This window comes from Microbacterium sp. GW821-FHT01D02 (assembly GCF_059422585.1).
Map to the genome: position 1 here is coordinate 187,493 of NZ_JBWKXB010000003.1, position 25,813 is coordinate 213,305.

Genomic DNA, 25,813 nt, shown 5'->3' on the forward strand with positions numbered 1-25,813 from the left:
GGTATCCCGGGCGCGTCCTCGTGGGAGCGCGGTATCGAGGAACAAGCACACGGCGCCGGGCGTTGGAATCGGCGTGAGCATCCTCGACAGTCTGGTGATCGGCGCAGGGCAGGCCGGCCTCTCGGCATCCTTCCACCTCTCGAGGCTGGGCATCTCGCACGTGGTCCTCGACGCCGACGAACAGCCCGGCGGCGCCTGGCAGCACCGGTGGGACGCGCTGACGATGCGCGACGTGCACGGAGTCGCGGAGCTGCCCGGCGACACCCCGCCGCCGCGCGACGGCGCCCGCGCCAACGAGGCCGTGCCCGCATATTTCGCCCGGTATGAAAAGAAGCACGCGCTCCCGGTGCTCCGCCCCGTGCACGTCGAGCGCGTGGAGGATCGGGACGGACTGCTCGTCGTGCGGGCCCGCGAGGGCGAGTGGACGACCCGCACTGTCGTGAACGCGACCGGCACCTGGTCACATCCGTTCCTCCCGCACTTCCCCGGCATGGAGACGTTCGTCGGGGAGCAGCTGCACACCGTGGACTACCCGGGGCCGGAGCACTTCATCGGCAAGCGGGTCCTCGTGGTGGGCGGGGGAGCGTCCGCCGTGCAGTTCCTCGGTGCGCTGGCGCCGATCACCGACACGCTGTGGGTCACCCGCCGTGAACCGGTGTGGCGGAACGACGACTTCACCCCGGAGGCGGGGGCTGCGGCCGTCGCCCTCGTGGAACAGCGCGTCGCCGCCGGGCTCCCTCCCGAGAGCGTGGTCAGCGTGACCGGGCTGATGCTCCGTCCGCAGGAGCGCGAAGCCGAGCGTCTCGGTGCCTACGCCGCCCGACGTCCCCTGTTCGAGCGGATCGAACCCGATGGGGTGCGCTGGGCGGACGGCAGCTTCGAGCGGGTCGACGTGATCCTGTGGGCCACCGGATTCCGCCCGGCGATCAGTCACCTGGCTCCCCTGCACCTGCGCAGTCCGGCCGGAGGCATCCAGCTGGACCGGAACGGGCGCGGCACGACCGCGGTCGCGGATCCTCGTGTGCAGCTGGTCGGCTACGGGCCGTCCGCGAGCACGATCGGCGCGAACCGCGCCGGGCGCTCCGCGGCGAAGGGCGTGCAGCGTGCTCTGCGGTCGGCCGGTGCGAGCGTCACCAGCGGTTGAGCACCTCTTCGGCGAATCCCTCGATGCCGTCGACCTGCACCCGCGTTCCGGTGCCGTCGAGCGCCCAGCCCGTCCAGACGCCGAACAGCTGATCGGTCGAGCTCGCGATCACCAGTGCATTCGTGTGCGAGTGCTTGTTGTAGAACGGCGTGAAGGTGAGGTCGGCGCTCGTCCCGTGCACGTGCCAGGGGCTCATGAAGCGCGCGGGGTCGTAGTCCCACACGAGCTCCTCGCTGATCTTCGACAGACGGCCGTCGACGAGGAGCGCGTTCTCGGTCGCGCCGGAGCCGTCGGTCCACTTCGCACCGAGCTGCAGCCCGATGACGCGGCCGTCGACGACACCGCTCGCCGCGGCCCAGTTCCAGCGCACCCGGTACGGCCAGCGCCCGCGCCCGTGGTCGAGCACCGCCCAGCTGCCCACGGGCACGTCGTGTGTGACGCCGTCGATCGTCACGGTTCCGGTCGTCGGACGGGCCACATCCTTCACCGTGTACTGGAACCGACGGATGTCCTCGCCCTGCCGCCACGGCACGACGACGCCGAGGGAGTCGTGTCCCGCGGGACGGCCGGCGTGCAGGTCGAAGGACACGCGGGGTGCGGTGCCGCGCAAGCGGGTCCCGTCGAGGGCCTCATCGATGTCGATGGTGATCCGACGGGTGCGTGATCGAGCGGGACCCGCGCCGAGAGACGCCGGCAGCGTCGCGCTGCGTCCTCCGGGGGAGATCACCGTCGCGCCGATGTCGTCGCCGGTCGCGCGGTCGAGGACCCACACCTCGTGCAGCGCCATGTAGTCGACGCACGAGACCGTGAGGGAGATGATGTGCGACGGGGCCATCACGTTCCAGTACTCCCACCGCTTGTTGCGCCCCCAGTGGCCGCGGCCCGGGATCCCCGAGGTGTCGTGAAGCGGTGTGCGCGACCACCCCAGCGCCTCGCGGTTGAACGCCCCGTCCGGCGTGGTGAGAGACACGTGCGCGGTGATCTCGCGCTCGATCAGCGGTGTGGGCATCGTCGTCCTGCTGTCGGGTGGGATACCGTCTCGGGTCGGCATCGTTGACCCGAGTGTAGAGGACCGATCCACGGACGATGGGGGACGGGGCGGAATCCCTGTTCGGGAGGACGCCATCGCCTGGATACCCTGAGGGCATGCTCCGCTTCGTCTTCGTCGTCGTCTGGCTGCTGCTGTCCGCCTGGCTCGTCGTCTGGGTCGGGGAGGGCCTGTTCGGAGTCGATCAGCGGCAGTCGATCCTCCCCTTCGCCGGAGAGGACACGCTCGGCGGGCCGATCATCATCGGTGTCGCCTGGGGGCTGCTCCTGACGTTCGGAGGGATGCTGTCCGGGCTCGGCCGTCGCAGGAAGGTCCGGGGTGAGGCCGAGATCGGTGTCGGCACGATCGTCGAGGTCTCGCGCACCGGCATGACGGTCAACGACGTGCCGCAGTACGACCTGTTCATCCGGGTCGCCCCGCGTGCCGAGGAGGACTTCATCGCCCAGCTGCGGATGCTGGTGGACCCCGCGGACGCCGCGGGTCTCCAGGTCGGACTCCCCGTTCCCGTGCGCTACAGCCTGACCGACCAGGACACCGTCGAGCTCGCCGACCTCAGCGACCCGGCCGTGCGCGACGCCATGCTGCACTGGCGGATCGAGCGGGGGCTGATCGACCCGGCACAGGTGCGCGCGCGGACGAGCGGGACGCAGGTTCCGGCATCCGTCCTCGAGATCCGCCCGACGGGTCGGCGCCGCGAGGGGCAGAGCGAGCTCGCCCTGCGCGTGCTGATGGCTCCGGAGGACGCGGCGACGTGGGAGGCCGATAGCACCCTGTTCGTGTATCCGCAGGCGATCCCGCATCTGCAGGTCGGCGCGCCCGTCTGGGCGTTCTACCGGCGGGAGGATCCGCAGACGGTCGCGGTGACCATCGAGAAGGAGGCCGGACGATGAACCCGATGGACACGCTCATCTGGCTGCTGAACTTCCCGGCCGCGCACGGCTACGTCATGGTGTTCATCGCCGGCTTCTCGATCCTCGGCCTGTTCGCGCTGTCCGTGCGGGGAGCGGTGCCCGGTGGCGACCTTCGAGCCATCCGAGAGCGGGAAGGGCTGCTGCGTGCGGGAGATCGCCCGCGCGGTCGGATCACGGGACGCGTCATCCGCGTCGTCGCCCGGATTCTCGCCCTCCTGATGCTGGGCTCGCTCGTGATCGGGATCCTCAGCCTGACCGGGGTGCCCGTGACCCGCGCGTACATCCACGACAACGGCCGCCCGACGACCGCGACGACGGACGGCGACTGGGTGACGTTCACGACCGCGGAGGGGGTGGAGTACACCCTGGAGAGCAACTTCTTCACGCCCGCGGTGTATCCGGACCGGGACGCGCAGTTCCCCGGCGGACAGCCCGTCGTGGTGCGCTATCTGCCCGGCCACCCGCAGGCGTTCGTGATCGACAGCGAGCAGACCCCGCGCTGACGTCGGGGACGGCGCGTAGGGTGAGGGTATGTCGCGCATCATCGTGTTCGGCGGCCACGGCCGCATCGCCCTTCTGCTCGCGCCGCTCCTCGTCGCCCGAGGAGACGAGGTCACCGCCGTCATCCGCAATCCCGCGCACACGGCCGATGTCGAGGCGGGCGGCGCGAAGGCGCTGGTCGCCGACGTCGAGGCCCTGAACGTCGAGGAGCTCGCCGAGATCATCGGCGGTCACGACGCGGTGGTGTGGTCGGCCGGTGCGGGCGGCGGCTCTCCGGAGCGCACGTACGCCGTCGACCGCGATGCGGCGCAGCGGTCCATGGACGCGGCCGAGCGCGCCGGCGTGCGCCGCTACGTGATGGTGTCGTGGCTCGGATCGACCGCAGATCACGGCGTCCCCGAGGACGACTCCTTCTTCCCCTACGCCGATGCCAAGTGGGCGGCCGACGAGCACCTGCGCGGCACGGGCCTGGAGGGCACGATCCTCGCACCGGGGACGCTCACCTTCGACGAGCCGACCTCGCGGATCCAGACCGACCCCGACGGACGCGGCGCCGTCGCTCGTGCCGACGTTGCCGCGGTCATCGCCGCCTCCCTCCACGAGCCCTGCACGATCGGACGGACGATCCGCTTCGGCAACGGCGATGCGGCCTCGGCGGTGCCGATCGCCGAGGCGCTCGCCTGCTGAGCCGGACCACGTCGTCGGAAGCCGTGATGTCCCGGTCTCGCAGATGGCTCGTGGGCGGCCTGGCGGTCGCGGCGCTGAGCGGACTGTGCGTCGCACCGATCGCCTCCGCGGCGCCCCCTTCCCCGGGAGTATCCGCCGCCGCGGCATCGAACCCCGACACGGGCGTCGCGGCACGCGCGGCCGCGATGGTGAAGGAGATGTCCGTCGCGGAGCGGGCCTCGACGGTCGTGATGGGGCATGTGGCGGGGACGGACCCCGCAGCACTCCGGTCGTACATGGCGTCCGGACTCGGCGGGTTCATCCTCATGGGGGCCAACATCCCCGGCACCGAGGCCGAGCTGCAGAGCCTGACGTCCGCGTTGACCGTCGACCCCGAGCTGCCTCCGCTGGTGGCGGTCGATCAGGAAGGGGGCCTGGTCTCGCGATTGAGCGACGACGACCACGCGGCCTCCACGTCGCTGAAGGGTCTTCCGGTCGCGGACACCTCTGCCGCGTTCGCTGCGCGGGGAGCGCTGGTCGCCCGCGCGGGGATCACCGTGAACTTCGGCACGATCGCCGACGTCACCTCCGACCCCGGTACGTTCATCTACGGCCGCGCGTTGGGCACCGACCCGAAGAGCGCCGCCGACAGGGTCGCCGCCGCGACGTCGGCGCAGGAGCAGTTCGTGGCCTCGACCCTCAAGCACTTCCCCGGGCACGGCGCGGCGCCGGGCGACTCGCACCATGCCATCCCGACCACGTCGATGGGGCTCGCCGAGTGGCGTGACACCGAGGCCGTACCGTTCGCCGCGGGAATCGACGCCGGAGCCTCCCTGCTCATGTACGGGCACCTCGCCTACACCGCGGTCGACCCGCTGCCGGCGTCGCTCTCTCCGAAGTGGCACGAGATCGCCCGGGACGACCTCGGCTTCGAGGGCGTGGCGGTGACCGACGACCTCGGGATGCTGCTGTCCTCGGGAGATCCCGCCTACGCCGATCCGGTCGCGAACGGTGTGGCTGCGGTCGCCGCCGGGAACGACCTCGTGCTGATGATCGCGGGCTCCGACGCGCAGACCGCGGGGAAGATGGCGGCGGGCATCGCTGCGGCGGTCGAGTCGGGGAGCCTCCCTGCCGCTCGACTCGACGAGGCCGCGACCCGCGTCGTCACCCTGCGTCTGCAGCTCTCCGCCGCCACGGCGCGCTGGGCGGTCTGCGCCGATTGCGAGCCCGCGAGCTGACGTTCAGGCCGCCTCGCGGGCGCTCTCGCCGAGCCAGGCGTCCAGCAGGGCGGCGCGCAGGACGGAGCCCCGTTCGGCGAAACCGCGCTGGCGGCGGACATACTCCGCCTTCCCCTCGGGGGTCTCGATGGGCACGGGCGTGACATCCCACGCGGAGAGGTCGTAGGGCGCGGCCTGCATGTCGAGCAGGCGGATGTCGCGCGCGAGCTCGAACGTGTCGAGGAGGAGCTCGCCGGGGATCAGCGGCCCGAGCTTCATCGCCCACTTGTAGAGGTCCATCCCCGCGTGCAGGCAGCCCGGCTGCTCGAACAGCGGCTGATCGTCGCGGCTCAGGGGTGTGCGGTTGCGCGGAGTGGCGTCCGGGGTGAAGAACCGGAACGCGTCGAAGTGGGTGCAGCGCAGCTCGTGTCCCTCGACCACGGCATCGGTGCCGGCCTGCCCGAGCCGCAGGGGGACGGCGTGCCGGTGCTCGTCGGCGCGGTAGACCATGGCCCACTCATGCAGCCCGAAGCAGCCGAACTGTCCGGGACGCGACGCCGTGCGGCGCAGCATCCGCTCCACGAGGCCGGCGAGCTCCGCCTTCTCCGTGGCGAAGGCGGCCGCGTCCGGAACGACGGAGCCCTCCACCGTACCGGCGGCGTACCAGCGCCACGAGAGACGCTCGGCGGCGTCCTGCAGCTCGATGCCCGCGCCGGGGTGCCAGCGCCGTAGCTGCGCGGGCTTGTACGCGTAATAGGTGAACAGGAAGTCCCACACCGGATGCTTCTCGGAACGGCCGGCGCGCTCGCGATGCGCGGCGGTCAGTGCGTCGGCGCGCTCCTGGTGCGCATGCTCGCGCGCCAGCCACTCATCGCGGGGGAGGGCCATCTCAGTGCCTGTCCATTCCGAACCTCGTCAGTGGAGGATTCCGACTTCGCCGAGCCGATCCCGCAGGCCCGCGCCGTCTTCGGCGCTCACCCAGGGCGCGGTGTCCTCGGAGTGCGGCTCGGGACCGGCGCGGCCACCGGCGAGCACGGCCTCGGCAGGGAGCAGACGACGGATCGCGACGCCGGCGACGGAATCGGGATGCTCGTCCATGAACTGGCTGTAGATCGACTCATCGTGCTGGCCGTCGTCACCGATCAGCAGCCACTTCACATCGGGGAACTCGGTGGCCAGCCGGCGCAGGTTGGTGAGCTTGTGCTCGCGCCCGCTGCGGAACCAGCGCTCATGAGTGGGGCCCCAGTCCGTGAGGAGCATGGACCCGGCCGGGAAGAGGTGACGGCCAAGGAACCGCCAGAGGGTCGGAGCGACGTTCCACGCCCCCGTGGACAGGTAGACCATCGGCGCCCCGGGGTGCTGTCGCAGCAGCTGGTCCAGCAGCACGGCCATCCCCGGCACGGGGAGTCGGGCATGCTCGTCGAGCACGAACGAGTTCCAGAAGGCGATGAAGGGGCGGGGGAGCGCCGTCACCATGACGGTGTCGTCGACGTCGGACACGACACCGAACGTGGTGCCTTCGGCCACGACGAACACCCGGGCCTCCACGGGATCCTGCCCCTCGACGGAGAAGGTGAACGTCTGCCAGCCGGGCTCCAGCTCCACGCGGATCATCGCGTCGACGACGCCGCCCCGGTCGGCGGCCACCTGGTGCGTGGTGCCTCCGATGTGCACGCTCACGGCGGCGAATCCCACCGGGATCCCGACGAAGCTGCGCCAGCCGCGCACGCTCGCCGGCTCGCCGTCACGCGTACGACGCTGCGGGGGGACGATCAGCACACGACCGACGACTCTGACCCAGCCCGGACCGCCGTATCCGGGGAACGGGAGGATCGTCGCGACCCGGCCGCGACGGCGCGCACGACCCTCACGCCAGACATGCAGGCGGTGCTCGAGTCGCGCGAACCAGTGGATCCGGGGCGCCGGGGGTGCGGAAGCCATTGCCTCAGTCTTTCACGTCGGCGTCGGCCTCTGCCTCCGGAGCCTCCAGATGACGGGCCTCGAGGCGCTGCAGCAGCTTCTTGCCGAGGTAGGCCAGGAGCAGGAACAGCGCGATCACGCCGACGAAGATGTACCCCGCGTAGTGCACCCGGTCCACGAGCTCGCGGAAGCTGCCGGCAGCGAGGGAGGTCACGCTCACGTAGGCGGCGGCCCAGAGCATGCAGGCGGGGGCCGTCCAGGCCAGGAACCGACGGTAGGGGTACTCGCTCATGCCCACGGTGAGAGGGACGAGAGAGTGCAGCACCGGGAGGAACCGGGACAGGAAGATCGCGATGCCTCCGCGGCGGGCGAGATAGTTCTCGGCGCGGACCCAGTTGTGCTCGCCGATCTTGCGGCCCAACCAGGAGACGCGGATGTGGGGGCCGAGCCAGCGCCCGAGCCAGAAGCCGATGCTCTCGCCGATCAGCGCGCCGATCACGACGGCGACTCCCATGGCGATGCCCTCCCACGGGGTGGCCACACCCATGGAGGCGATGATGACGATCGTGTCTCCGGGGACGATGAGGCCGATCAGGATGCTGGTCTCCAGCATGACCGCGACGCCGGCGACCAGCGTGCGCGTGACCGGATCGATCGACTGCACGGTGTCGAGAAGCCAGAGCAGGAGGTCGTCCACGTCTTGAGAATACGGGAGCGGCCCGGTCCTAGGCTGGCAAGGTGCCTGAACCCCTGACCGCTCGATCGCTTCCCGCCTGGGTGGAGCCGTCGTCGATGTTCGCGCTGCTCGAGGCCCGGTCGGCCGACGTGTTCTGGCTCGATGCCGGGGCGGATGCGACCGAGGGATGGAGCTTCGTGGGGACGGGGGAGCGCTCGACGCTGCCGGGAGACGTCCGGGTGGACGCCGCCCCCGCGGATCCGGCGCTGCCGCCGTTCTCCGGGGGATGGGTGGGCTGGCTCGACTATGAGAGCGGGGCCGCTGCGGCCGGTGCCCCGGTGACCGAGCCCGAGGATGCCGGGGGCCGCTGGCTGTCCGTCACGCACCTGGTCGCCTTCGACCATGCGGCGCGGCAGGCGTGGGCCGTCGGCGGCCGAGAGGCGGAGCTCTGGGCGGCGGAAGCGGCGACGGAAGCGGCGACGGAGTCCGGCGCCGGGGAGGACAGCCGTCCGTCGACGGGGGCCGACGGGCGAGCGGACGGTGCGCCCCGCACGGCCGAGGCCCGGCATGACCCCCAGGAGTACGCGGCGCTGATCGAGCGCTGCCGTGACCTCATCCGGGCGGGCATCGCCTACCAGCTGTGCCTGACCACACGCTTCACCGTGCCCGGCGCGCACGACCCCGTCGCCGTGTACCGGCGTCTGCGGGCCGCGACTCCGGCGCACCACGGCGGATTCATCCGGATCGGCGACCGCACACTGCTGAGTGCGAGTCCCGAGCAGTTCCTCCATGCCTCGGGGGGAGTCCTCCGGACCCGACCCATCAAGGGCACCAGACCCCGCAGCGCCGGCCCGGTCGAAGACGCCGCGCTCGCCGCAGAGCTCGCGGTCGACCGGAAGGAGCGCGCGGAGAACGTGATGATCGTCGACCTGATGCGCAACGACCTCTCCCGTGTGAGCGTGCCCGGAACCATCCGCGTCGACGGCCTCTGGGTCGTGGAGAGCTATCCGGCCGTGCACCAGCTCGTCAGCACGGTGAGCGGTGTGGCCGCCGAGGGGACCACAGTCGGCGGTCTGCTCGCGGCGACGTTCCCCGCCGGGAGCATGACCGGCGCGCCGAAGCTCTCGGCCATGACGCGGCTGCACGGTCTGGAGGGCGGTCCGCGCGGTGTCTACGCCGGCTGCTTCGGCTACATCGGCGTCGACGGGTCGCTCGACCTCGCCATGGTGATCCGCAGCATCCTCATCGACGGGGAGCGCGCGATCGTCGGCGCCGGAGGAGGGATCACCTGGGGATCGGTCGCCGCCGCCGAGGTGGCCGAGGTCGCGACCAAGGCGCGGGCACCGCTCGCCGCCCTCGGCGCGGAAATGCCTGGGCTCTGGCGTTCCGATATCCTGAACTGATCCCGTTTTTCCTTCAGATTGGTCGTGCGTTCGTTGTCTGAGAACCTGTCCACCGCTCCTGCCGACGACGAGTCGATGTCGGCGCACGCCATCCAGACCAAATGGCAGAAGTATTGGGCGGAGAACGGGACGTTCCTCACGGGTGGCGATGACGACACTCGCCCCCGCAAGTACGTGCTCGGCATGTTCCCGTATCCGTCGGGCGACATGCACATGGGGCACGCGGAGAACTACGCCTACGTCGACATGGTCGCGCGCTTCTGGCGTCACCGCGGCCACAACGTGCTCAACCCCATCGGCTGGGACTCGTTCGGCCTGCCCGCCGAGAACGCGGCGATCAAGCGCGGTGCCGACCCCCGCGAGTGGACGTACGCCAACATCGACCAGCAGAAGCAGAGCCTGAAGGAGTTCGGCACCTCCTACGACTGGACGCGAGTCCTGCACACCTCCGACCCGGAGTACTACCGCTGGAACCAGTGGCTGTTCCTGAAGCTGTACGAGCGGGGTCTGGCCTACCGCAAGAAGAGCGCCGTCAACTGGTGCCCCAACGACCAGACCGTGCTCGCGAACGAGCAGGTCGTCGACGGTCGCTGCGAGCGCTGCGGCGCCGAGGTGATCAAGAAGAAGCTCACCCAGTGGTACTTCCGCATCACCGACTACGCGGACCGTCTGCTCGACGACCTGAACCAGCTCGAGGGCTTCTGGCCGCACAAGGTGCTGCAGATGCAGCGCAACTGGATCGGCCGTTCCATCGGCGCGGACGTCGACTTCGTGATCGAGGGGCGCGCCGAGCCGGTGACGGTCTTCTCGACGCGGCCCGACACCCTGCACGGTGCGACGTTCTTCGTGGTCGCGCCCGACTCCGACCTGGCCTCCGAGCTCGCGGCCGACGCTCCGGTCGAGGTGCGTCAGCGGTTCCAGGCGTACCTCGAGCAGGTGCAGAAGGAGACCGACATCGCGCGGCAGTCGACGGACCGCCCCAAGACCGGCGTCTTCCTGGAGCGCTATGCGATCAACCCGGTCAACGGCGAGAAGCTGCCCGTGTGGGCGGCCGACTACGTGCTGGCCGACTACGGGCACGGCGCTGTCATGGCCGTCCCCGCGCACGACCAGCGCGACCTGGACTTCGCTCGCGCGTTCGACCTGCCGGTCAAGGTCGTCGTCGACACGACGGCCCCCGTCACGGGTGCCATGCCGGTGATCGAGGTCGATGAGGAGGGCGTGCCGATCGACACCGCCGCCGTCCTCGACGAGCAGAGCCCGGCGTCGACGGGCATCGCCCTCACCGGCGAAGGTCGCATGATCAACTCCGGCGCGCTGAACGGTCTGTCCAAGCGCAACGCGATCGCCCGCGCGATCGAGCAGCTGGAGGCCTCCGGCACCGGGCGCGCCGCCAAGAACTACCGCCTGCGTGACTGGCTGATCTCCCGCCAGCGCTTCTGGGGCACCCCGATCCCGATGCTGCACGCCGAGGACGGCCGGATCATCCCGGTGCCCGAGGACCAGCTGCCGGTGAAGCTGCCCAGCGTCGAGGGCCTCGACCTGTCGCCGAAGGGCACGTCGCCCCTCGGCGCGGCGGAGCGCTGGGTGCGCACCACCGACCCCGAGACGGGCGACCCGGTGCTGCGCGACACCGACACCATGGACACGTTCGTGGACAGCTCCTGGTACTTCCTGCGGTTCCTGTCGCCGAACAGCGACACCGTGGCGTTCGACCCGGCTCAGGCAGACCGCTGGGCACCCGTCGACTCGTACATCGGCGGTGTCGAGCACGCGATCCTGCACCTGCTGTACGCGCGCTTCATCACGAAGGTGCTGTTCGACATCGGGCTGATCGATTTCACCGAGCCCTTCACGACCCTGATCAACCAGGGCATGGTGCTGCTCGACGGCTCGAAGATGTCCAAGAGCAAGGGCAACCTCGTCGAGTTCGCCTCGAGCATGATCGACCCCGGTGCCGACGTGGTCCGTGTCGCCCTGGCGTTCGCCGGTCCGGTGGAGGACGACATCAACTGGGAGGACGTCTCGACGGCCGGCGCGCAGAAGTTCCTGGCGCGTGTCCTTCGCATCGCTCGCGATGTCTCGTCGCCGGTCGACGTGGTGTTCGACGGGGGAGACGCCGCGCTCCGTCGCGCGACGCACAAGCTGCTGTCCGAAGCTCCCGCACTCGTCGAGCAGACGAAGTTCAACGTGCTCGTGGCCCGTCTGATGGAGCTGGTGAACATCACCCGCAAGACCATCGACGGCGCTGCCGGTGCGGCGGATCCCGCCGTGCGCGAAGCGGCTGAGACGATCGCCGTGATGCTCGACCTCTTCGCCCCGCACACCGCCGAGGAGGTGTGGGAGATCCTCGGTCACGAGCCTTCCGTCGGTCTCGTCGCGTGGCGCTCCGCCGACCCGGCGCTGCTGATCGAGGACACGATCACCGCCGTCGTGCAGGTGGGCGGCAAGGTCCGTGCGCAGCTCGAGGTCCCGGCGCGCATCGGCGAGTCCGAGCTCGAGGCGCTGGCGCGCGCCGACGAGCGCGTGATCCGGTCGATCGGCGACCGCGAGATCGTGAAGGTCGTCGTGCGCGCCCCGAAGATCGTCAGCTTCGTCGTCAAGGGCTGACCCGCTCAGACACCGACGTCCGCCGCAGGCCCACGACGCACGCCTCACCGCGTGCCGTGGGCCTGCGGCGTCATCCCCGTCGTTCGGCGGTGCGCCCGCGCGCGTCGCGGACGACCTCGACGACGAGGACTGCGAGCACGGGCACAGTCACCCCGAGCACCGCACCCAGGGCGACGTCGTGGACGTAGTGGACGCCCTGTGCGACGCGACCGAGCGCGACCACGGCCGCCAGGGCGATCGCCGACCACGTGATCCATGAGCGACGCACGACGAGAGCGATCACGGCGGCGGCTCCGAACGCGAGCGTGGGCTGCGCGAAGACGATCTTTCCGCCCTCGCTGAGGAGGTAGGCGAGAACGACGCCCGCGCCTGCGACGACAACGCGGGGTCGCTTCCCGGAGTCGCGCCACCACGCGTGGGCGAGGGCGGCTGCCGTGGCCGCGGCGAGCAGCACCAGGCCCACTTCGGAGATCAGCTCGACGCCGGGGACCCGTGCCCCCACGGAACCCAGCCAGCGCGTGCTCAGCACGCTCAGGCTTCCGGGGAGGGGGACGATCGCCAGGAGGACGGCGAGTGCGGCGACGAGTGTCAGGGGCACGACGATCTGCGCGGAGACACGAGAAGAGGGCATACCTTCGACGGTACGGAGAGCGAACGGCAGCGGAGTCCGTCGGTGGATGTATCCGGGTCGCCCTCGAGGACGATGTTCGCGGGACTGCGCCCCTCGACGCATCCCCATGCAGGCTGGCTCTGCACGGCGTGAGAAGTCGGCGGGTTGTGCACCGGTCAGGGGTTCGGGGCGCGGGGCGGTGTGACGGTCCTCCTAGCGTGGCCGGATGGCATCGCAGTCCGCACCTCCATCGCCAGCATCACCACCGCCAGTACCTCCGCAGCGACGCCGATTGCGCCTCAGCATCGGTGCCGCGGTGGTCCTCGCCCTGGTCGTGCTGTCCGCCGCGGTGGGGCTCGGCATCCTGCGTGGTCAGTCGGCGCCGATGGAGTCCGTGCCACTGACGGATGCCGGCGCGACCGGGGAGCCGACGGGGGAGCTCTACGTGCATGTCCTGGGCGCGGTCGCGCGTCCCGGGCTCTACGTGCTCGAGCTGGATGCCCGTCTCGTCGATGCGCTGGCCGCCGCGGGTGGGACGACCGACGACGCTGACCTCGCCGCGGTCAACCTGGCGCGGGTGCTCGAGGACGGGGAGCAGGTCATGGTGCCGACCGTCGGTGCAGCGCCGGGTACGCCGGGTGCGGCCCCTCCGGGCGATGGACGCATTGACCTCAACACCGCGGACCAGGCGGCCCTGGAGACACTGCCGCGTATCGGACCCGCGCTGGCCGAGCGAATCATCTCCTGGCGTGAGGAGAACGGGCGCTTCCGCGCGGTCGACGACCTGCTCGCGGTGCCGGGCATCGGAGAGAAGCTGCTCGCGGGTCTGCGCGACGGGGTGAGGGTGTGAGGGGATGAGACGGCGTGATTTCCGTCTGCTCCCGCTCGCGTCGGCGGGCTGGGGAGCCGCCTTGCTGTGCGTGTTCATCCCCTCGGCGTCCTGGGCGTGCGCGACCGGCTGCGGTCTCGCGGCAGTAGCGGTGCTGGCCGCTCTCACCTCTCGGCGGTGCCGTGGTGGGGTGGCGTCCGCCTACGGCGGGTTGGCGGTCGTGATCCTCGTCGTGGCGGCGGGGATCGCGGCGACGGTGGGGTCGGTGCTCCCTGCGCGCGAGTACGCCGCATCGTGGGGAGGTCGGGTCGTGGAGCTCACCGCGGAACTCACCTCATCCGCCTCGGTCGGTCAGGACGGACGCCTCTGGATCGAGGCGACGACGACGACGCTCGGCTCCCCGGGGGAGACGGCCTCGTCGAGCGCGCCGGTGCGTATCGGGGTCGAACCGGTAGAGGGGTCCGATCTCGGGGCGGTGGTGCGCGTGGTGGGTGAGGCCGAGTCGACGGATGCCGGCGAGCGTTCGGTGCTCGTGGTCTACGCGAGTCGTGCCGAGATCATTCAGCCCGCGGGCGGGGTGTTCGGCTTCGCAGCGACCCTCAAGCGTGTCTTCGTCGAGCGGTCGTCGGAGTTGCCCGAGCCCGGCGCCGGGCTGCTCCCCGGACTCGCCGTCGGCGACACCCACGCGGTGACACCGGAGCTGAACGCCGACATGCGCACCAGCGGCCTCAGTCACCTGACCGCGGTCAGCGGAGCGAACTGCGCCATTGTGGTCGGCGCGCTCTTCTGGCTGACGGCGTGCTGCGGAGGAGGACGAGGCTTACGGGTGGTCGTGGCTGTCGCCGGCCTGGCCGCATTCGTGGTCCTGGTGACCCCGGAGCCGAGCGTGGTGCGAGCGGCGGTCATGGCCGCCGTGGGCATGCTGACGGTGCTGTCGGGCAGGCCGAGCGCGGGTGCCGGCATGCTCTCGCTGTGTGCGGTCGGGATCCTGCTGGCCGACCCGTGGCTGGCGGCCACGCCCGGGTTCGCGCTGTCGGTCGCGGCGTCGGGTGCCCTGATCCTGCTCGCGCCGCCTCTCTCGCGGGGGTTGAGTCGGGTGATGCCGGAGCCGGTGGCGCTGGCCGTCGCGGTCCCGCTCGCCGCCCAGCTGGCCTGCGGCCCGATCATCGCGCTCTTCTCCGAGCAGCAGTCGTTGATCGGTATCGCCGCGAATCTGATCGCCGCGCCCGCCGCCCCGATCGCGACCGTGATCGGCCTGCTCGCGTGCCTGGCCGCACCAGTGCCCGTGTTCGCGGATCTGCTCGCGTCGTCCGCCTGGCTTCCGGCCGCGTGGATCGCGACGACCGCCACGACGACGGCACGACTGCCCGGCGCACAGTTGCTGCTGCCGGCGGGGCTCCCGAGCTCCGTCCTCGTCGCCGTCGTCAGCGCGTGCGTCGCGATCGTCCTGATCCGGTTCGCCCGCTCGCCGCGGAACGCGCCGTCCGGGCGGGGAATGCGGATCGTGCACCGGGGAGCGGCGGCCGTCCTCATCGTCGTGCTCTCGCTCGCGGGTTCGCGCATGCTCCTCGACGGGCCGCTGACCACAGCGACAGCACCCGACGGGTGGGCGATCGCCGCCTGCGACGTCGGGCAGGGCGACGCCGTGCTGGTGCGCGCCGAGGCCAGAGTGGCGCTGATCGACGCGGGACCCGATCCCGGGCCGCTGTCGGCCTGCCTGAGGTCCCTCGGTGTCGATCGCATCGATCTGCTGGTTCTCACGCACTACGACCTCGACCATGTCGGCGGGGTGGCCGCGGTCCGCGGCCGGGTGGGACTGGTTCTCCACGGCCCCGTGGTCGAAGACGACGAACGACGTCTCCTCGACGACCTCGCGTCCGCAGGGGCACAGCTCCATCAGGCATCCGCCGGTCAGCACGGCATGCTCGGCACGGCGGCGTGGCGCGTCCTCTGGCCGCAGCCGCACGCAGCGGCATTCCCCGAGGGCAACGACGCGAGCGTGGTGATGGAGTTCGACGGCGGAGGTGTACCCCGTTCGCTCCATCTCGGTGACCTCTCTGCGGCACCCCAGCGCATGCTGCTGCGCACGGCCGGGCTCGGCCGGTACGACGTCGTCAAGGTCTCCCACCACGGCAGCGCCGATCAGGCTCCGGAGCTCTACGAAGCGGTGCAGGCCCGTGCGGCTCTCGTCAGCGTGGGCGCGGACAACGACTACGGCCATCCGCGCACGGAGACCCTCGACCTTCTGGGTGCGACCGGTGCGCGCACGCTGCGCACGGACCAGCACGGGCGCATCCTGCTCGGCCTCCACGACGGAGCACTGCGGGTCTGGACCGAGCGTGCCCCGCCATGACCGGGAGGGGAGCGGTGTCGGCGACCGCCGGTAGGCTGGATCCATGGCAGCTTCGCGTCCCTCTCCCCGCGGTGGCGCGAAGCCCACCAAGATCCCCCAGGTGTCGTGGCGCGAACCGCATCCCGCGCCGATCGTGCTCGTCTCCGGTCCTGAAGAGGTCTGCGCGGAGCGGGCGATCGCCGGAGTCCGCGACTACCTGCGCGCCGAAGACCCTGCCCTCGAAGTGAGCGACGTCCGCGCCGATGACTACGCGCCCGGCACGCTGCTCTCGCTCACCTCTCCGTCGCTCTTCGGCGAACCGCGCCTGGTACGCGTGTCCGGGGTGGAGAAGTGCTCCGATGTCTTCATCCAGGAGGCCGTGTCGTACCTCGACAACCCCCAGGAGGGGGCGACGGTCGTGCTCCGGCACACCGGTGCGAGCGTGCGCGGCAAGAAGCTCCTCGACGCTCTTCGCGCCGGCACGGGTGGGGGCATCGAGATCGCGTGTCCGGCGATCAAGCGCGACGGCGACCGCGTCGACTTCGCTGCAGGGGAGTTCCGCACCGCCAAGAAGCGCATCGCCCCTCCGGCCCTGCGCGCGCTGGTCTCCGCGTTCGCCGACGACCTGACCGAGCTGGCGGCCGCCTGTCAGCAGCTCATCGGCGACGTCGAAGGCGACATCACGGAAGAGGTCGTCACCAAGTACTACGGCGGCCGGGTCGAGGTCTCGGCATTCGTGGTCGCCGACACCGCCATCGCGGGGCGCTATGGCGAGGCGCTCATCGCCCTCCGCCATGCTCTCTCGTCCGGCGCCGACCCGGTGCCCATGGTCGCGGCCTTCGCGATGAAGCTCCGCACCATGGCCCGCGTCGCCGGGAACCGTGAGCCGAGTCGACAGCTCGCACAGCGTCTGGGGATGAAGGACTGGCAGGTCGACCGGGCCCGCCGTGACCTGGCCGGCTGGAACGAGCGGTCGCTCGGCATGGCGATCCAGGCGACGGCGCGTGCCGATGGTGAGGTCAAGGGTGCGGCCCGCGACCCGATCTTCGCGCTCGAGCGCATGGTCACGGTCATCGCCACGCGCCAGCCCTTCGGCGAGTAGCCGACGACGCACGGGACGACCCGATCTGCTGCTCGGCGCGACCCGGAGAACGAAGAAGGCCCGCCCCGAAAACGGGACGGGCCTTTCTCAGAGGTCTCGACTCAGAGAGAAGCGACCTGCTTGGCGAGAGCCGACTTGCGGTTCGATGCCTGGTTCTTGTGCAGGACGCCCTTGCTGACGGCCTTGTCGAGCTTGACGGCAGCCTTCTTCAGGCCGGCCTCGGCGGCAGCCTTGTCGCCGGCGGTGACGGCCGTGCGGGTCGAGCGGATGAGCGTCTTGAGCTCGCTCTTCACGGCCTTGTTGCGCTCGTGAGCCTTCTCGTTGGTCTTGTTGCGCTTGATCTGCGACTTGATGTTTGCCACGTGTGGACGCTTTCTGTACAGGAGTGTTCGGAATGCCGGCAGCAGAAGAGGGCTGCTGCACAGCGGTCGTGAGGGAAGAACCCACACGCAAGCCAAGAGTCGAGTCTACCAGCAGACGGGGTGCTCGCGCGAAACGGCACCGAGAATGCGAGACTCGGTCGCGCTTTCGATGGTACCGGGTGCAGAATCATCACTATCCCGACACTGATGTCAAGGAGCCACATGACCCCCGAACCCGTTCGTCCGTCCGCGCCCTCCGGGCTCCGCTGGTCGGCCGCGACCTCCGCCTTCCAGATCGAGGGGTCGCGCCCCACCGGGGAGACCGGACGATCCATCTGGGACGACTTCCTCGAAAGGCCGGGCGCGATCGTCGACGGGTCGACGGCGGACCCCGCGTGCGACAGCTACCGGCATCCGGAGGCGGACGTCGATCTCGCCGCCGGCCTCGGGCTCGATCGCTACCGGTTCTCGATCCCCTGGGCGCGCGTGCAGCCGGATGGCCGCGGGCAGGGGGACGGAGGTGCGCTCGATCACTACTCGCGACTGGTCGACCGTCTCCTCGACGCCGGCGTCACTCCGTTCCCGACGCTCTTCCACTGGGAGATGCCGAGCGAGATCGAGGCCGACGGAGGCTGGCTCGCGCGCGACACGGCGGAGCGCTTCGCCGACTACACGGAGATCGTGGCCGGCCGCCTCGGCGACCGCGTCGCGCACTGGTACACGCTGAACGAGCCGGCGATGACGACACTGCAGGGATATGCCGTCGGTGCTCTCGCGCCGGGGAAGCAGCTGCTCTTCGGCGCGCTGCCGACCGCCCACCACCAGCTGCTGGCGCATGCCCGCGCGGCCGCCGTGCTGCGTGCGCGGGGCGCCACCGCGGTCGGACTCGTCAACAACCACACGTGGGTCCTGCCGCTGCATGACTCGGCCGAGGACCGGCAGGCCGCCGCGATCTACGACCTCATCCACAATCGGGTCTTCAGCGAGCCGCTCCTCGCGGGCGCCTATCCCGACCTGGAGGCACTGGGACTGCCGCCGATGCCGGTGCACGACGGCGACCTCGCCGCCATCGGGGGTTCGATCGACTTCTACGGCATCAACTTCTACAACCCGACGACGGTCACCGCGGCCGCGGCGGAGAGTCCGATCCCGTTCGACATCGTGCCGACGCCGGGCGTGCCGGTCACCGGCTTCGGCCCGGAATGGCCGATCATGCCCGAGGCGCTGCGCGATCTCCTCGTGGACCTGCACACGCGACACCCGCACCTGCCGCCGGTGATCATCGGAGAGAACGGCGCGTCCTTCCCGGAGCCGGAGCGGGCGACCAGGGTCGAGGATGCCGATCGGATCGCGTACCTGTCCGGACACATCGCCGCCGTCGGGGAGGCGATCGACGCCGGCGTGCCGATCGAGGAGTACACGGTGTGGTCGCTCCTGGACAACTGGGAGTGGGCGGACGGATACACCCAGCGGTTCGGTCTCGTGCACGTCGATTTCGAGACGGGGCAGCGAACGCCCAAAGCCTCGTACGACTGGTATCGGGAGCTGATCACGAGCTCGCACGCCGCGACGACCGAGACGACCGTGACGGAGGGGACGCGATGACCGAGGTGGCGGGGACCCGCACGGTGCGGGTGGGTGCGCGATGGATGTCGCTGTTCACCCTGGCCTGGCTCGCGATCTGGACGGTGCAGCTGACGCCCGTCCAGCTGCTCCTGCCGCTGCAGCTCGATACGCCGGAGGACGACTGGATCCGCGGAGTCGTGTCGTCGGGGCTCGTGCTGGGGATCGGCGGACTCGCGGGCATCATCGCGGGACCGGCATCCGGTGCGCTCTCCGACCGTGTGGCCGCGGGGCGGCACCGTCGTCGTCCGTGGGCGATCGGCGGCGTCCTGCTGACGGCCGTCTGCCTCGTTCTCACTGGCTATGCCGACGGCCCGTGGGCCGTCGGCGCGGGCTGGGTCGGCGTGTCGATCGGCGTCGCCGTCTCCTCCGCGGCCTTCACGGCGCTCATCGCCGATCAGCTGCCGTCGACGCAGCGGGGTGCCGCCTCCGCTGCGGTCGGGTCGAGCCAGGCCGTCGGGATCGTCGTCGGTGTCGGTCTCGTGGTGCTCCTCGGCCTCGGCATCCGCGAGGGGTATCTGCTCCTGGCGGCGGTGATCGCCGTCGTCGGCACCGTCACCGCCCTGCTGCTGCCCGATCCGCCGAGCACCGAGGCGATGCGCCCGAAGCCCGTCGGACGCCGTCGCCTCGCCTCGCTGCGCGACCGCGACTTCGCCTGGATGCTGTCCGGACGCCTGGTGACGAACATCGGCAACGCGCTCGGGACGGCCCTCTTCCTGTTCTTCCTGCTGCACGGGCTCGGCCAGCCGAACGCGGTCGCGCAGGACAACCTGCTGCTGCTGATCATCGTCTACACGGTCTTCGTGGTGATCGCCTCGGTGGTCACGGGACTGGTGTCGGACCGCACCGGCAATCGCCGCACGCTCACCGTGGCCGCGACCGTCGTCCAGGCGGCGTCCGGCGTGGCGATCGCGCTCGTGCCGACGTTCGAGATGACGATGGTGGCCGCCGCGCTGATGGGACTCGGCTACGGCGCCTTCTCGACCGTGGGACTCGCCTTCGCCGCCGATCTGCTCCCCGATGAGCAGGACCACGCGCGGGACCTCGGCATCGTCAACGTCACGGCCGCGCTCGGGCAGCTGATCGGGCCCGTCCTCGGCGCGGGACTGGTCGCGCTCGTCGGCGGCTTCTGGCTCGTCTTCGTCGCCGCCGCGGTGCTGTCGCTCGTGGGAGGAGTGCTCACCGCGTTCGCGCGTCAACCCGCGCGGTCATGAGTCAGTTGCGTCCTGCTCCACCGTCGCGATTGCGAGCCGCAGCACCGCGTTGAAGATCGGCGGTCGCATCGCCGTGACCAGATGCGTCGTGCGCGGCACGATGACCAGCTCGGCGTGCGGGGCGAGTCGTCGGAACAGGGATTCGTTCAGGCGCAGCTGGTCGTACTGACCGTTCACGAACCAGAGCGGAACCGTGATGCGGGGGAGGGCGGCGGCGATGTCGAGGGCGGCGAGACTGCGCAGCGCGGCATCCTGGGTGTCCAAGGCGTAGCCGCCCGCGGCGAAGTCCGACCGGGTCTCCTCGGGGATCGTCGCCTCGAGGATCCGTCCGGTGAGCCACATCCCCCGGTCGGGGAGCGCGTCGACGGCGCGGGTGAAGAGTCGGTAGGCGGCCAGCCCCGCGCCGTGGGGGAGCGAGGTGCAGGAAGCGGCGATCAGCGCGGCCACCGGGGGCTGCTGGGCGCCGCCGACGTACGCGAGGCACAGCAGCCCACCCATCGAGTGCCCGACGAGCACGACGGGTCCGTGCTCGGCCGCGGCGCGGACGGCGACGTCGATCGTGTGCAGCGCCTCGTGGAGCGTGAAGTCCTCGGCCATCCGGGTGCCGTGTCCGGGGAGATCGACGGCGGTGGATGCATAGCCGTGCGCATCGAGGTAGCTGAGCTGGGCTCGCCACATCGTGGACGAGGTGCGGATGCCGTGGACGAGGACGATCTGGGCGCTCACGCGTTCAGCCTAGAACCCGTGCCTGTGCCCGCACCGCTCGTCGCTCACCCGATCAGACGCCGCTCACCCGATCAGACGCGCAGTGGTGATTCCCAGCGCCACGGCGACCGCCAACGCGACCATCGGCCACCACACGACGCGCACGGAAGGGCGATCGCCGCGATCGGCAGGGCGACCGACCTCGTCGCGAGCCTGCTCGATGGCTTCGACCACCCCGACGAACGCGCGGTTGCGCGGTGGCTTCGGGGTGTCCGGATCGCTGCGGGCGGGGCGCACCGTGGGCGAGCCCCAGGCGCGGATCACGGTGCCGTCCCGCAGCGTGATGACGAGCTGGTAGCGCACGTGGAGGTCGGCGATCTCGCGCCAGGGGAGCGTGTGCGTCCGGACCATGTTGACCACGGTCAGCCCGGACGGTTCGACGATCAGGCAGGGCCGGATGAGCAGCGCCCAGCACACGAGCAGCAGCGCGCACATCCAGGGCAGCGCCAGCAGGATCGTCGACCACTCGGCGCGCACGGCCGCATCGAGCAGCATGTACGCGAACAGCGCGGCCAGCACACCGCTGATCCACCATCCGGACGCACCGCGGATGACGATGCGGTCGGCGCTGCGCGTGCTCACTCGACTCTCCGCGTCACGCGGGCTGCAGGATTTCCTGCTCCGCCCAGTGGCAGGAGACGTCGCGTCCCTCGACCGTGCGCAGCTCCGGGGACCTGGTCTCGCATTCGGCCTGCTGCTCGGGAGGAAGGATCGCGTACAGCGGGCACCGCTTGCGGAACGCGCACCCCGTGATCGACTCCGTCGGCGACGGCAGGTCTCCGGAGAGGAGGATGCGTTCGCGCGAGCGTTCGATCTGCGGATCGGGGATGGGCACGGCCGACAGCAGCGCACGGGTGTACGGGTGACGCGGATTCTCGAAGATCGCGTCCGCGTCGCCGTACTCGATGATCCGCCCGAGGTACATGACGGCGACGTCGTCGGCGATGTGGCGCACGACGGCGAGGTCGTGGGCGACGAAGAGGTACGAGAGCCCGAGCTGCTGCTTGAGGTCTTCGAGCAGGTTGATCACACCGGCCTGCACCGAGACGTCCAGGGCCGAGACGGGCTCGTCGAGGACGAGGATCTTCGGCTCGACGACGAGCGCGCGTGCGATGCCGATGCGCTGACGCTGGCCACCCGAGAACTCGTGCGGGTACCGCTGCGCGTAGCTCGGTTCGAGCCCGACGAGTTCGAGCATGCGGCGCACGCGCCGGGAGATCTCCTTCGCGGGCACGTCGTGCACCGTGAGCGGTTCGCCGATGAGCTCCTCGACCGTCATGCGGGGGTCGAGCGACGCCGCCGGGTCCTGGAACACGATCTGGATGTCCGTCCGGAGCGCGCGGCGCTCGGAGGGCGACAGTGACGCGGTGTCGATGCCGTTGACGGCGATGCGCCCGGACTGGGGCTTGGCGAGCTCCATGACCTCCATGACGGTGGTCGACTTGCCGCAGCCCGACTCCCCGACGAGGCCCAGGGTCTTGCCGCCCTGCAGCGAGAAGCTGACGCCGTCGACGGCACGCACGGTGCCGACGCGGCGACGGAAGACCGTGCCCTTGGTGAGGGGGAAGTGCCGCTCGACGTCCTCGACCTCGAGGACCGTGCCGCGCGTCTCGACCTCGCGCACGATCTCCTCGACCGGTGCGGGCGGGGAGAACACCTGATCGCGGGGGAGCCGACCGTCGACGATCTCCTCGGAGCGGATGCACGCGGCGGACTGCAGGGGAGCGACGGGCACGAGCTCCGGCTCGATGTCGTGGCACGCCGAGATGACGGCGGGGCAGCGATCGGCGAACGGGCAGCCCTTCGGTACCTCGGTGAGCAGCGGGGGACGCCCTTCGAGGGGCACCAGACGCGCGGAGCGGTTGTCGACCATGTTCGGCATCGAACGCAGCAGACCGATCGTGTACGGCATGGCCGGGCGAGCGAAGAGCTCGTCGACGGGCGCGGTCTCGACGATGCGGCCCGCGTACATGACGGCGACGCGATCCGCGTTGCCGGCGACGACGCCGAGGTCGTGGGTGATGAGGACCACGGCGGCGCCGGTGATGTCCTTGGCGGTCTGGAGCACGTCCAGGATCTGCGCCTGGATGGTGACGTCGAGGGCGGTCGTCGGCTCGTCGGCGATGATCAGCTTCGGGTCGTTCGCGATCGCGATGGCGATCATCGCGCGCTGGCGCATTCCTCCGGAGAACTCGTGCGGGAACGACTTCACCCGTCGCCGCGGCTCCGGGATGCCGACGATGTCGAGCAGCTCGATCGCCCGGGCGTCGAGCGCCTGGGCGCTGAGGCCCGGCTGGTGCAGCTTGAGGCCCTCGATGATCTGCTGGCCGATCGTGTAGACCGGCGTCAGCGCGGAGAGCGGGTCCTGGAACACCATCGCGATGTCGGAGCCGCGCATCTTCGACAGCTGGCGGTCGGAGGATCCGAGGAGCTCCTTGCCGTCGTAGGTGATCGATCCCGTGACGTTGGCGGTGCTCGGGAGCAGGCCCATGACGGCCATCGACGACACGGACTTGCCCGAACCGGACTCGCCCACGATCGCGAGGAACTCGCCGCGGTTGACCTCGTAGCTCACGCCGCGCACCGCGTGCACGGTGCGGGCCTTCGTCTCGAAGGTGACATTGAGGTCGCTGACGCGAAGCAGAGGTTCAGGCACGGTTGTTCTCCGAGGTCGGGTCGACGGCGTCACGCAGTGCATCTCCGAGCAGACTCGAGGCGAGCACAGTGGCGACGAGGAGGATCGCCGGTGGGATGAAGAGCCAGGGGCGGGTGGTGGCGGCCGCGCTTCCCGCGGCGAGCAGCGTGCCCAGGGACACGTCGGGGGGCTGGATGCCGAAGCCGAAGTAGCTCAGCGTCGTCTCCGCGAGGATCGCCGCGCCGACACCCAGGGTCGCATCGATGATCAGCAGCGAGGCGACGTTGGGGAGGATGTGGCGGCGGATGATCGTGAATCCGCCGACGCCCATGAACCGCGCGGCCTTGACGTAGTCGCGCTCGCGCAGCGACATCGTCTGACCGCGGATGACGCGGGCGAGCACCATCCAGCCGAACAGCGGGAGGAACACGACCAGGGCGACCCAGGCGAGGTTCTTGAACAGCGGGCTGAGCAGCACGAGGATGTAGAAGCTCGGCAGCACCAGGAGCAGGTCGATGATCCAGACGATCACGCGGTCCCAGACCCCGCCGACGTATCCGGCGATGGCGCCGACCACACCGGCGATGATGGCCGTGAGCGGACCGACGATCAGACCGATGAGCAGCGACTTCTGGAGGCCGGCCATCGACTGCGCGAAGATGTCCTGGCCGATGGTGTCGGTGCCGAACCAGTGCTCGAGGCTGGGCCCCTTGTTGAACGACAGGTAGTCCTGGTCCGTCGCGGACCACGGGTACAGCAGCGGTCCGACGTAGGCGAGCAGGAACATCAGGACGAGCACACTCGCACCGATCCAGGCGCGCTTCGTGGAGAAGGTGCGCTTGAGGATCAGCCGCCAGCGCGGGAGAGAGGGAGACTCGTCGTTCTCCGGCTCGAGCGGCGGAGCGTCGAGCTGCGTGGGATCGAGCGTCATGTCACATCCTCACTCGAGGGTCGAGGGCCGCGTACAGGACGTCGGCCAGCGTGCCCGCGATGAGCACGAGGATCGCGGCGAACAGGATGGAGCCCGTCGCTGCGTTGATGTCGTTGTTCGACACGGAGTCGATGAGGTACTCGCCCATTCCGTGCCAGCTGAAGATCTTCTCGGTCACGGCCGCGCCCGTCAGGATGGTGCCGAACGAGTAGGCGAAGAACGTCGACATCGGGATCAGGGCGACGCGCACGCCGTGGCGCATGATCGCGGCTCCGCGGGTGCGCCCCTTCGCGCGGGCGGTCCGGATGAAGTCCGACGAGAGCACATCGAGCATCGCGCTGCGCTGGTACCGCGAGTACGAGGCCGCGGCGGTCACGGTGAGCGCGATGGTGGGCAGCAGCAGATGCGCTATTCGATCGCCTAACACGGGCCAGAAGCCGGTGACCCCGACGCTGTATTCACCCGTGAAGTTGATGAGCTGCTGGCCGGCGGCGTTGTTGAGCCAGGTCGCGCCGATCATGAGCACGACCGCGATGACGAAGATCGGGGTGGCGAGGATCGTGAACGAGGCGTAGGTGATGACCTGGTCGCTCGCCCGGTACTGCCGGATGGCTCCCCACACGCCGAGGAGGATGCCGAAGACGGCGCCGAGGATGGAGCCGATGATGAGCAGTCGCAGGCTGGTGCCGGCGCGCTCGAAGATGTCGGCCGTGACCTGGGTGCCGCGGGTGGAGACGCCGAGGGAGCCGGTCGTGACGAACTGGACGAGCCAGTCCATCATCCGCTGCAGCAGGGAGACATCGGGGTTGGCGCCGATCTTGTCGAGCGCCGCGTCGATGGTGGACTGCGGGACCGGGGGGTTCTTGCCGAGGAACCGTGCCGCCGGCTGAAGAGTGGTGGAGACGAGTGCGTAACCGGCCAGCGTGGCGATGACGGTGAGGATGAGATAGTTCACCAATCGCTTGGCGATGAATCCGATCATGGAGCTCCTTCGGCGCGGGATCGCCGCGCACCCGACGTCTGTTGCGGCCTGGCTACTCTAGGCACGCCCAGGCCGTCTGTCCAAAACACCGCCGTGTCTTCGTCGACCGCGGTGAGCTGACTGTTCAGCCTCCTCATCGTGCCATGTCTGTCGGAGTCGGACGTGCACGACACCGATTGAACGACAACTACATAACGATCCGGACAACACGCACGTGACATGTCGGTATGCGGGGTGATCATCGATGGTGTTGCTCCGTAGCCGGTCGCGGCCTTCGCCTCCCGGTTCGGACGAGTCCTGTGCAGTTGCACGAAACGACAGAAGGGGGAGAT

At 70.3% G+C, this 25,813-nt stretch carries 23 protein-coding genes; 12 read left to right on the forward strand and 11 right to left on the reverse strand.

Going from position 1 to position 25,813, the window contains the following annotated elements; genetic code table 11:
* Positions 1–73: 73 nt before the first annotated feature.
* Positions 74–1,144 (forward strand): NAD(P)-binding domain-containing protein, encoded by a 1,071-nt coding sequence (locus AC07VM_RS14410; RefSeq protein ID WP_494911892.1) that lies wholly within the window; start codon positions 74–76, stop codon positions 1,142–1,144.
* Here the strand turns inward: AC07VM_RS14410 and AC07VM_RS14415 are convergent.
* Positions 1,131–2,153, reverse strand: a complete 1,023-nt coding sequence (locus tag AC07VM_RS14415) for a DUF2804 domain-containing protein (protein WP_494911894.1) — start codon at positions 2,151–2,153, stop codon at positions 1,131–1,133. The two genes, AC07VM_RS14410 and AC07VM_RS14415, sit on opposite strands and share 14 nt — an antisense overlap.
* A 137-nt stretch (positions 2,154–2,290) precedes the next feature.
* On the opposite strand from AC07VM_RS14415, the gene AC07VM_RS14420 reads away from it, so the two are divergent.
* Genes AC07VM_RS14420 through AC07VM_RS14435 form a run of 4 tightly spaced genes read left to right on the forward strand, consistent with a single transcriptional unit; the run spans position 2,291 to position 5,508 of the window.
* Complete coding sequence (locus AC07VM_RS14420; protein ID WP_494911895.1) at positions 2,291–3,082, forward strand: hypothetical protein; 792 nt, start codon at positions 2,291–2,293, stop codon at positions 3,080–3,082.
* Positions 3,079–3,606, forward strand: a complete 528-nt coding sequence (locus tag AC07VM_RS14425) for a hypothetical protein (protein ID WP_494911896.1) — start codon at positions 3,079–3,081, stop codon at positions 3,604–3,606. The genes AC07VM_RS14420 and AC07VM_RS14425 overlap by 4 nt, the downstream gene beginning before the upstream one ends.
* A 28-nt stretch (positions 3,607–3,634) precedes the next feature.
* Positions 3,635–4,291: an NAD(P)H-binding protein gene (locus tag AC07VM_RS14430; protein WP_494911898.1), complete on the forward strand. Its 657-nt coding sequence runs from the start codon at positions 3,635–3,637 to the stop codon at positions 4,289–4,291.
* A 26-nt stretch (positions 4,292–4,317) separates the two neighbouring features.
* Complete coding sequence (locus AC07VM_RS14435) at positions 4,318–5,508, forward strand: glycoside hydrolase family 3 N-terminal domain-containing protein (protein ID WP_494911900.1); 1,191 nt, start codon at positions 4,318–4,320, stop codon at positions 5,506–5,508.
* Positions 5,509–5,511: 3 nt separating this feature from the next.
* Here AC07VM_RS14435 and AC07VM_RS14440 read toward each other — a convergent pair whose 3' ends face one another.
* From AC07VM_RS14440 to AC07VM_RS14450, 3 genes are read right to left on the reverse strand one after another with little or no spacing between them, the layout of a single operon-like run.
* The gene (locus tag AC07VM_RS14440) at positions 5,512–6,375 is read right to left on the reverse strand and encodes a 3-methyladenine DNA glycosylase (protein ID WP_267414969.1); all 864 of its coding nucleotides are present in this window, start codon (positions 6,373–6,375) and stop codon (positions 5,512–5,514) included.
* Between the two features lie 27 nt (positions 6,376–6,402).
* Positions 6,403–7,428 (reverse strand): App1 family protein phosphatidate phosphatase, encoded by a 1,026-nt coding sequence (locus AC07VM_RS14445; protein ID WP_267414968.1) that lies wholly within the window; start codon positions 7,426–7,428, stop codon positions 6,403–6,405.
* A gap of 4 nt (positions 7,429–7,432) precedes the next feature.
* A complete protein-coding gene (locus tag AC07VM_RS14450; RefSeq protein WP_267414967.1) occupies positions 7,433–8,104 on the reverse strand; it encodes a DedA family protein in 672 nt (223 codons plus the stop codon).
* A gap of 41 nt (positions 8,105–8,145) precedes the next feature.
* On the opposite strand from AC07VM_RS14450, the gene AC07VM_RS14455 reads away from it, so the two are divergent.
* Positions 8,146–9,486 (forward strand): anthranilate synthase component I family protein, encoded by a 1,341-nt coding sequence (locus tag AC07VM_RS14455; RefSeq protein ID WP_494911902.1) that lies wholly within the window; start codon positions 8,146–8,148, stop codon positions 9,484–9,486.
* Positions 9,487–9,561: 75 nt separating this feature from the next.
* Positions 9,562–12,096 carry a leucine--tRNA ligase gene (leuS, locus tag AC07VM_RS14460; protein WP_494912397.1) on the forward strand — a complete coding sequence of 845 codons (2,535 nt, stop codon included), beginning with the start codon at positions 9,562–9,564 and terminating at the stop codon, positions 12,094–12,096.
* Between the two features lie 70 nt (positions 12,097–12,166).
* Here leuS and AC07VM_RS14465 read toward each other — a convergent pair whose 3' ends face one another.
* Positions 12,167–12,727 carry a phosphatase PAP2 family protein gene (locus AC07VM_RS14465; RefSeq protein ID WP_494911903.1) on the reverse strand — a complete coding sequence of 187 codons (561 nt, stop codon included), beginning with the start codon at positions 12,725–12,727 and terminating at the stop codon, positions 12,167–12,169.
* 205 nt (positions 12,728–12,932) lie between these two features.
* Between AC07VM_RS14465 and AC07VM_RS14470 the strand changes: the two genes are divergently transcribed.
* Genes AC07VM_RS14470 through holA form a run of 3 tightly spaced genes read left to right on the forward strand, consistent with a single transcriptional unit; the run spans position 12,933 to position 16,969 of the window.
* On the forward strand, positions 12,933–13,556 hold the full coding sequence (locus tag AC07VM_RS14470) for a ComEA family DNA-binding protein (RefSeq protein WP_267414965.1): 624 nt from the start codon (positions 12,933–12,935) through the stop codon (positions 13,554–13,556).
* Positions 13,557–13,560: 4 nt separating this feature from the next.
* Complete coding sequence (locus AC07VM_RS14475) at positions 13,561–15,888, forward strand: ComEC/Rec2 family competence protein (protein ID WP_494911906.1); 2,328 nt, start codon at positions 13,561–13,563, stop codon at positions 15,886–15,888.
* 43 nt (positions 15,889–15,931) lie between these two features.
* The gene (gene holA, locus AC07VM_RS14480) at positions 15,932–16,969 is read left to right on the forward strand and encodes a DNA polymerase III subunit delta (protein WP_494911908.1); all 1,038 of its coding nucleotides are present in this window, start codon (positions 15,932–15,934) and stop codon (positions 16,967–16,969) included.
* Positions 16,970–17,070: 101 nt separating this feature from the next.
* On the opposite strand, the gene rpsT is transcribed toward holA, so the two are convergent.
* On the reverse strand, positions 17,071–17,331 hold the full coding sequence (rpsT, locus tag AC07VM_RS14485; RefSeq protein ID WP_267414962.1) for a 30S ribosomal protein S20: 261 nt from the start codon (positions 17,329–17,331) through the stop codon (positions 17,071–17,073).
* Positions 17,332–17,553: 222 nt separating this feature from the next.
* Here rpsT and AC07VM_RS14490 point away from each other — a divergent pair, with 222 nt between their 5' ends.
* Both AC07VM_RS14490 and AC07VM_RS14495 read left to right on the forward strand, forming a co-directional pair.
* Positions 17,554–18,936, forward strand: a complete 1,383-nt coding sequence (locus AC07VM_RS14490; protein WP_494911910.1) for a glycoside hydrolase family 1 protein — start codon at positions 17,554–17,556, stop codon at positions 18,934–18,936.
* Positions 18,933–20,168: an MFS transporter gene (locus AC07VM_RS14495; RefSeq protein WP_494911911.1), complete on the forward strand. Its 1,236-nt coding sequence runs from the start codon at positions 18,933–18,935 to the stop codon at positions 20,166–20,168. The genes AC07VM_RS14490 and AC07VM_RS14495 overlap by 4 nt, the downstream gene beginning before the upstream one ends.
* Here the strand turns inward: AC07VM_RS14495 and AC07VM_RS14500 are convergent.
* The 5 genes from AC07VM_RS14500 to AC07VM_RS14520 all read right to left on the reverse strand — a co-directional run bounded on the left by AC07VM_RS14500 (position 20,163) and on the right by AC07VM_RS14520 (position 25,481).
* Positions 20,163–20,894 carry an alpha/beta fold hydrolase gene (locus AC07VM_RS14500; RefSeq protein ID WP_494911912.1) on the reverse strand — a complete coding sequence of 244 codons (732 nt, stop codon included), beginning with the start codon at positions 20,892–20,894 and terminating at the stop codon, positions 20,163–20,165. The genes AC07VM_RS14495 and AC07VM_RS14500 overlap by 6 nt on opposite strands.
* Positions 20,895–20,957: 63 nt before the next feature.
* Positions 20,958–21,515, reverse strand: coding sequence for a PH domain-containing protein (locus AC07VM_RS14505; RefSeq protein ID WP_494911914.1), 558 nt, complete (start codon positions 21,513–21,515; stop codon positions 20,958–20,960).
* Positions 21,516–21,528: 13 nt separating this feature from the next.
* Entirely contained in the window at positions 21,529–23,631 is a 2,103-nt protein-coding gene (locus AC07VM_RS14510; RefSeq protein ID WP_494911915.1) for an ABC transporter ATP-binding protein, read from the reverse strand.
* Positions 23,582–24,499: an ABC transporter permease gene (locus AC07VM_RS14515; protein WP_267414956.1), complete on the reverse strand. Its 918-nt coding sequence runs from the start codon at positions 24,497–24,499 to the stop codon at positions 23,582–23,584. The genes AC07VM_RS14510 and AC07VM_RS14515 overlap by 50 nt, the downstream gene beginning before the upstream one ends.
* Position 24,500: 1 nt before the next feature.
* Positions 24,501–25,481: an ABC transporter permease gene (locus AC07VM_RS14520; RefSeq protein ID WP_267414955.1), complete on the reverse strand. Its 981-nt coding sequence runs from the start codon at positions 25,479–25,481 to the stop codon at positions 24,501–24,503.
* Positions 25,482–25,813: the final 332 nt, after the last annotated feature.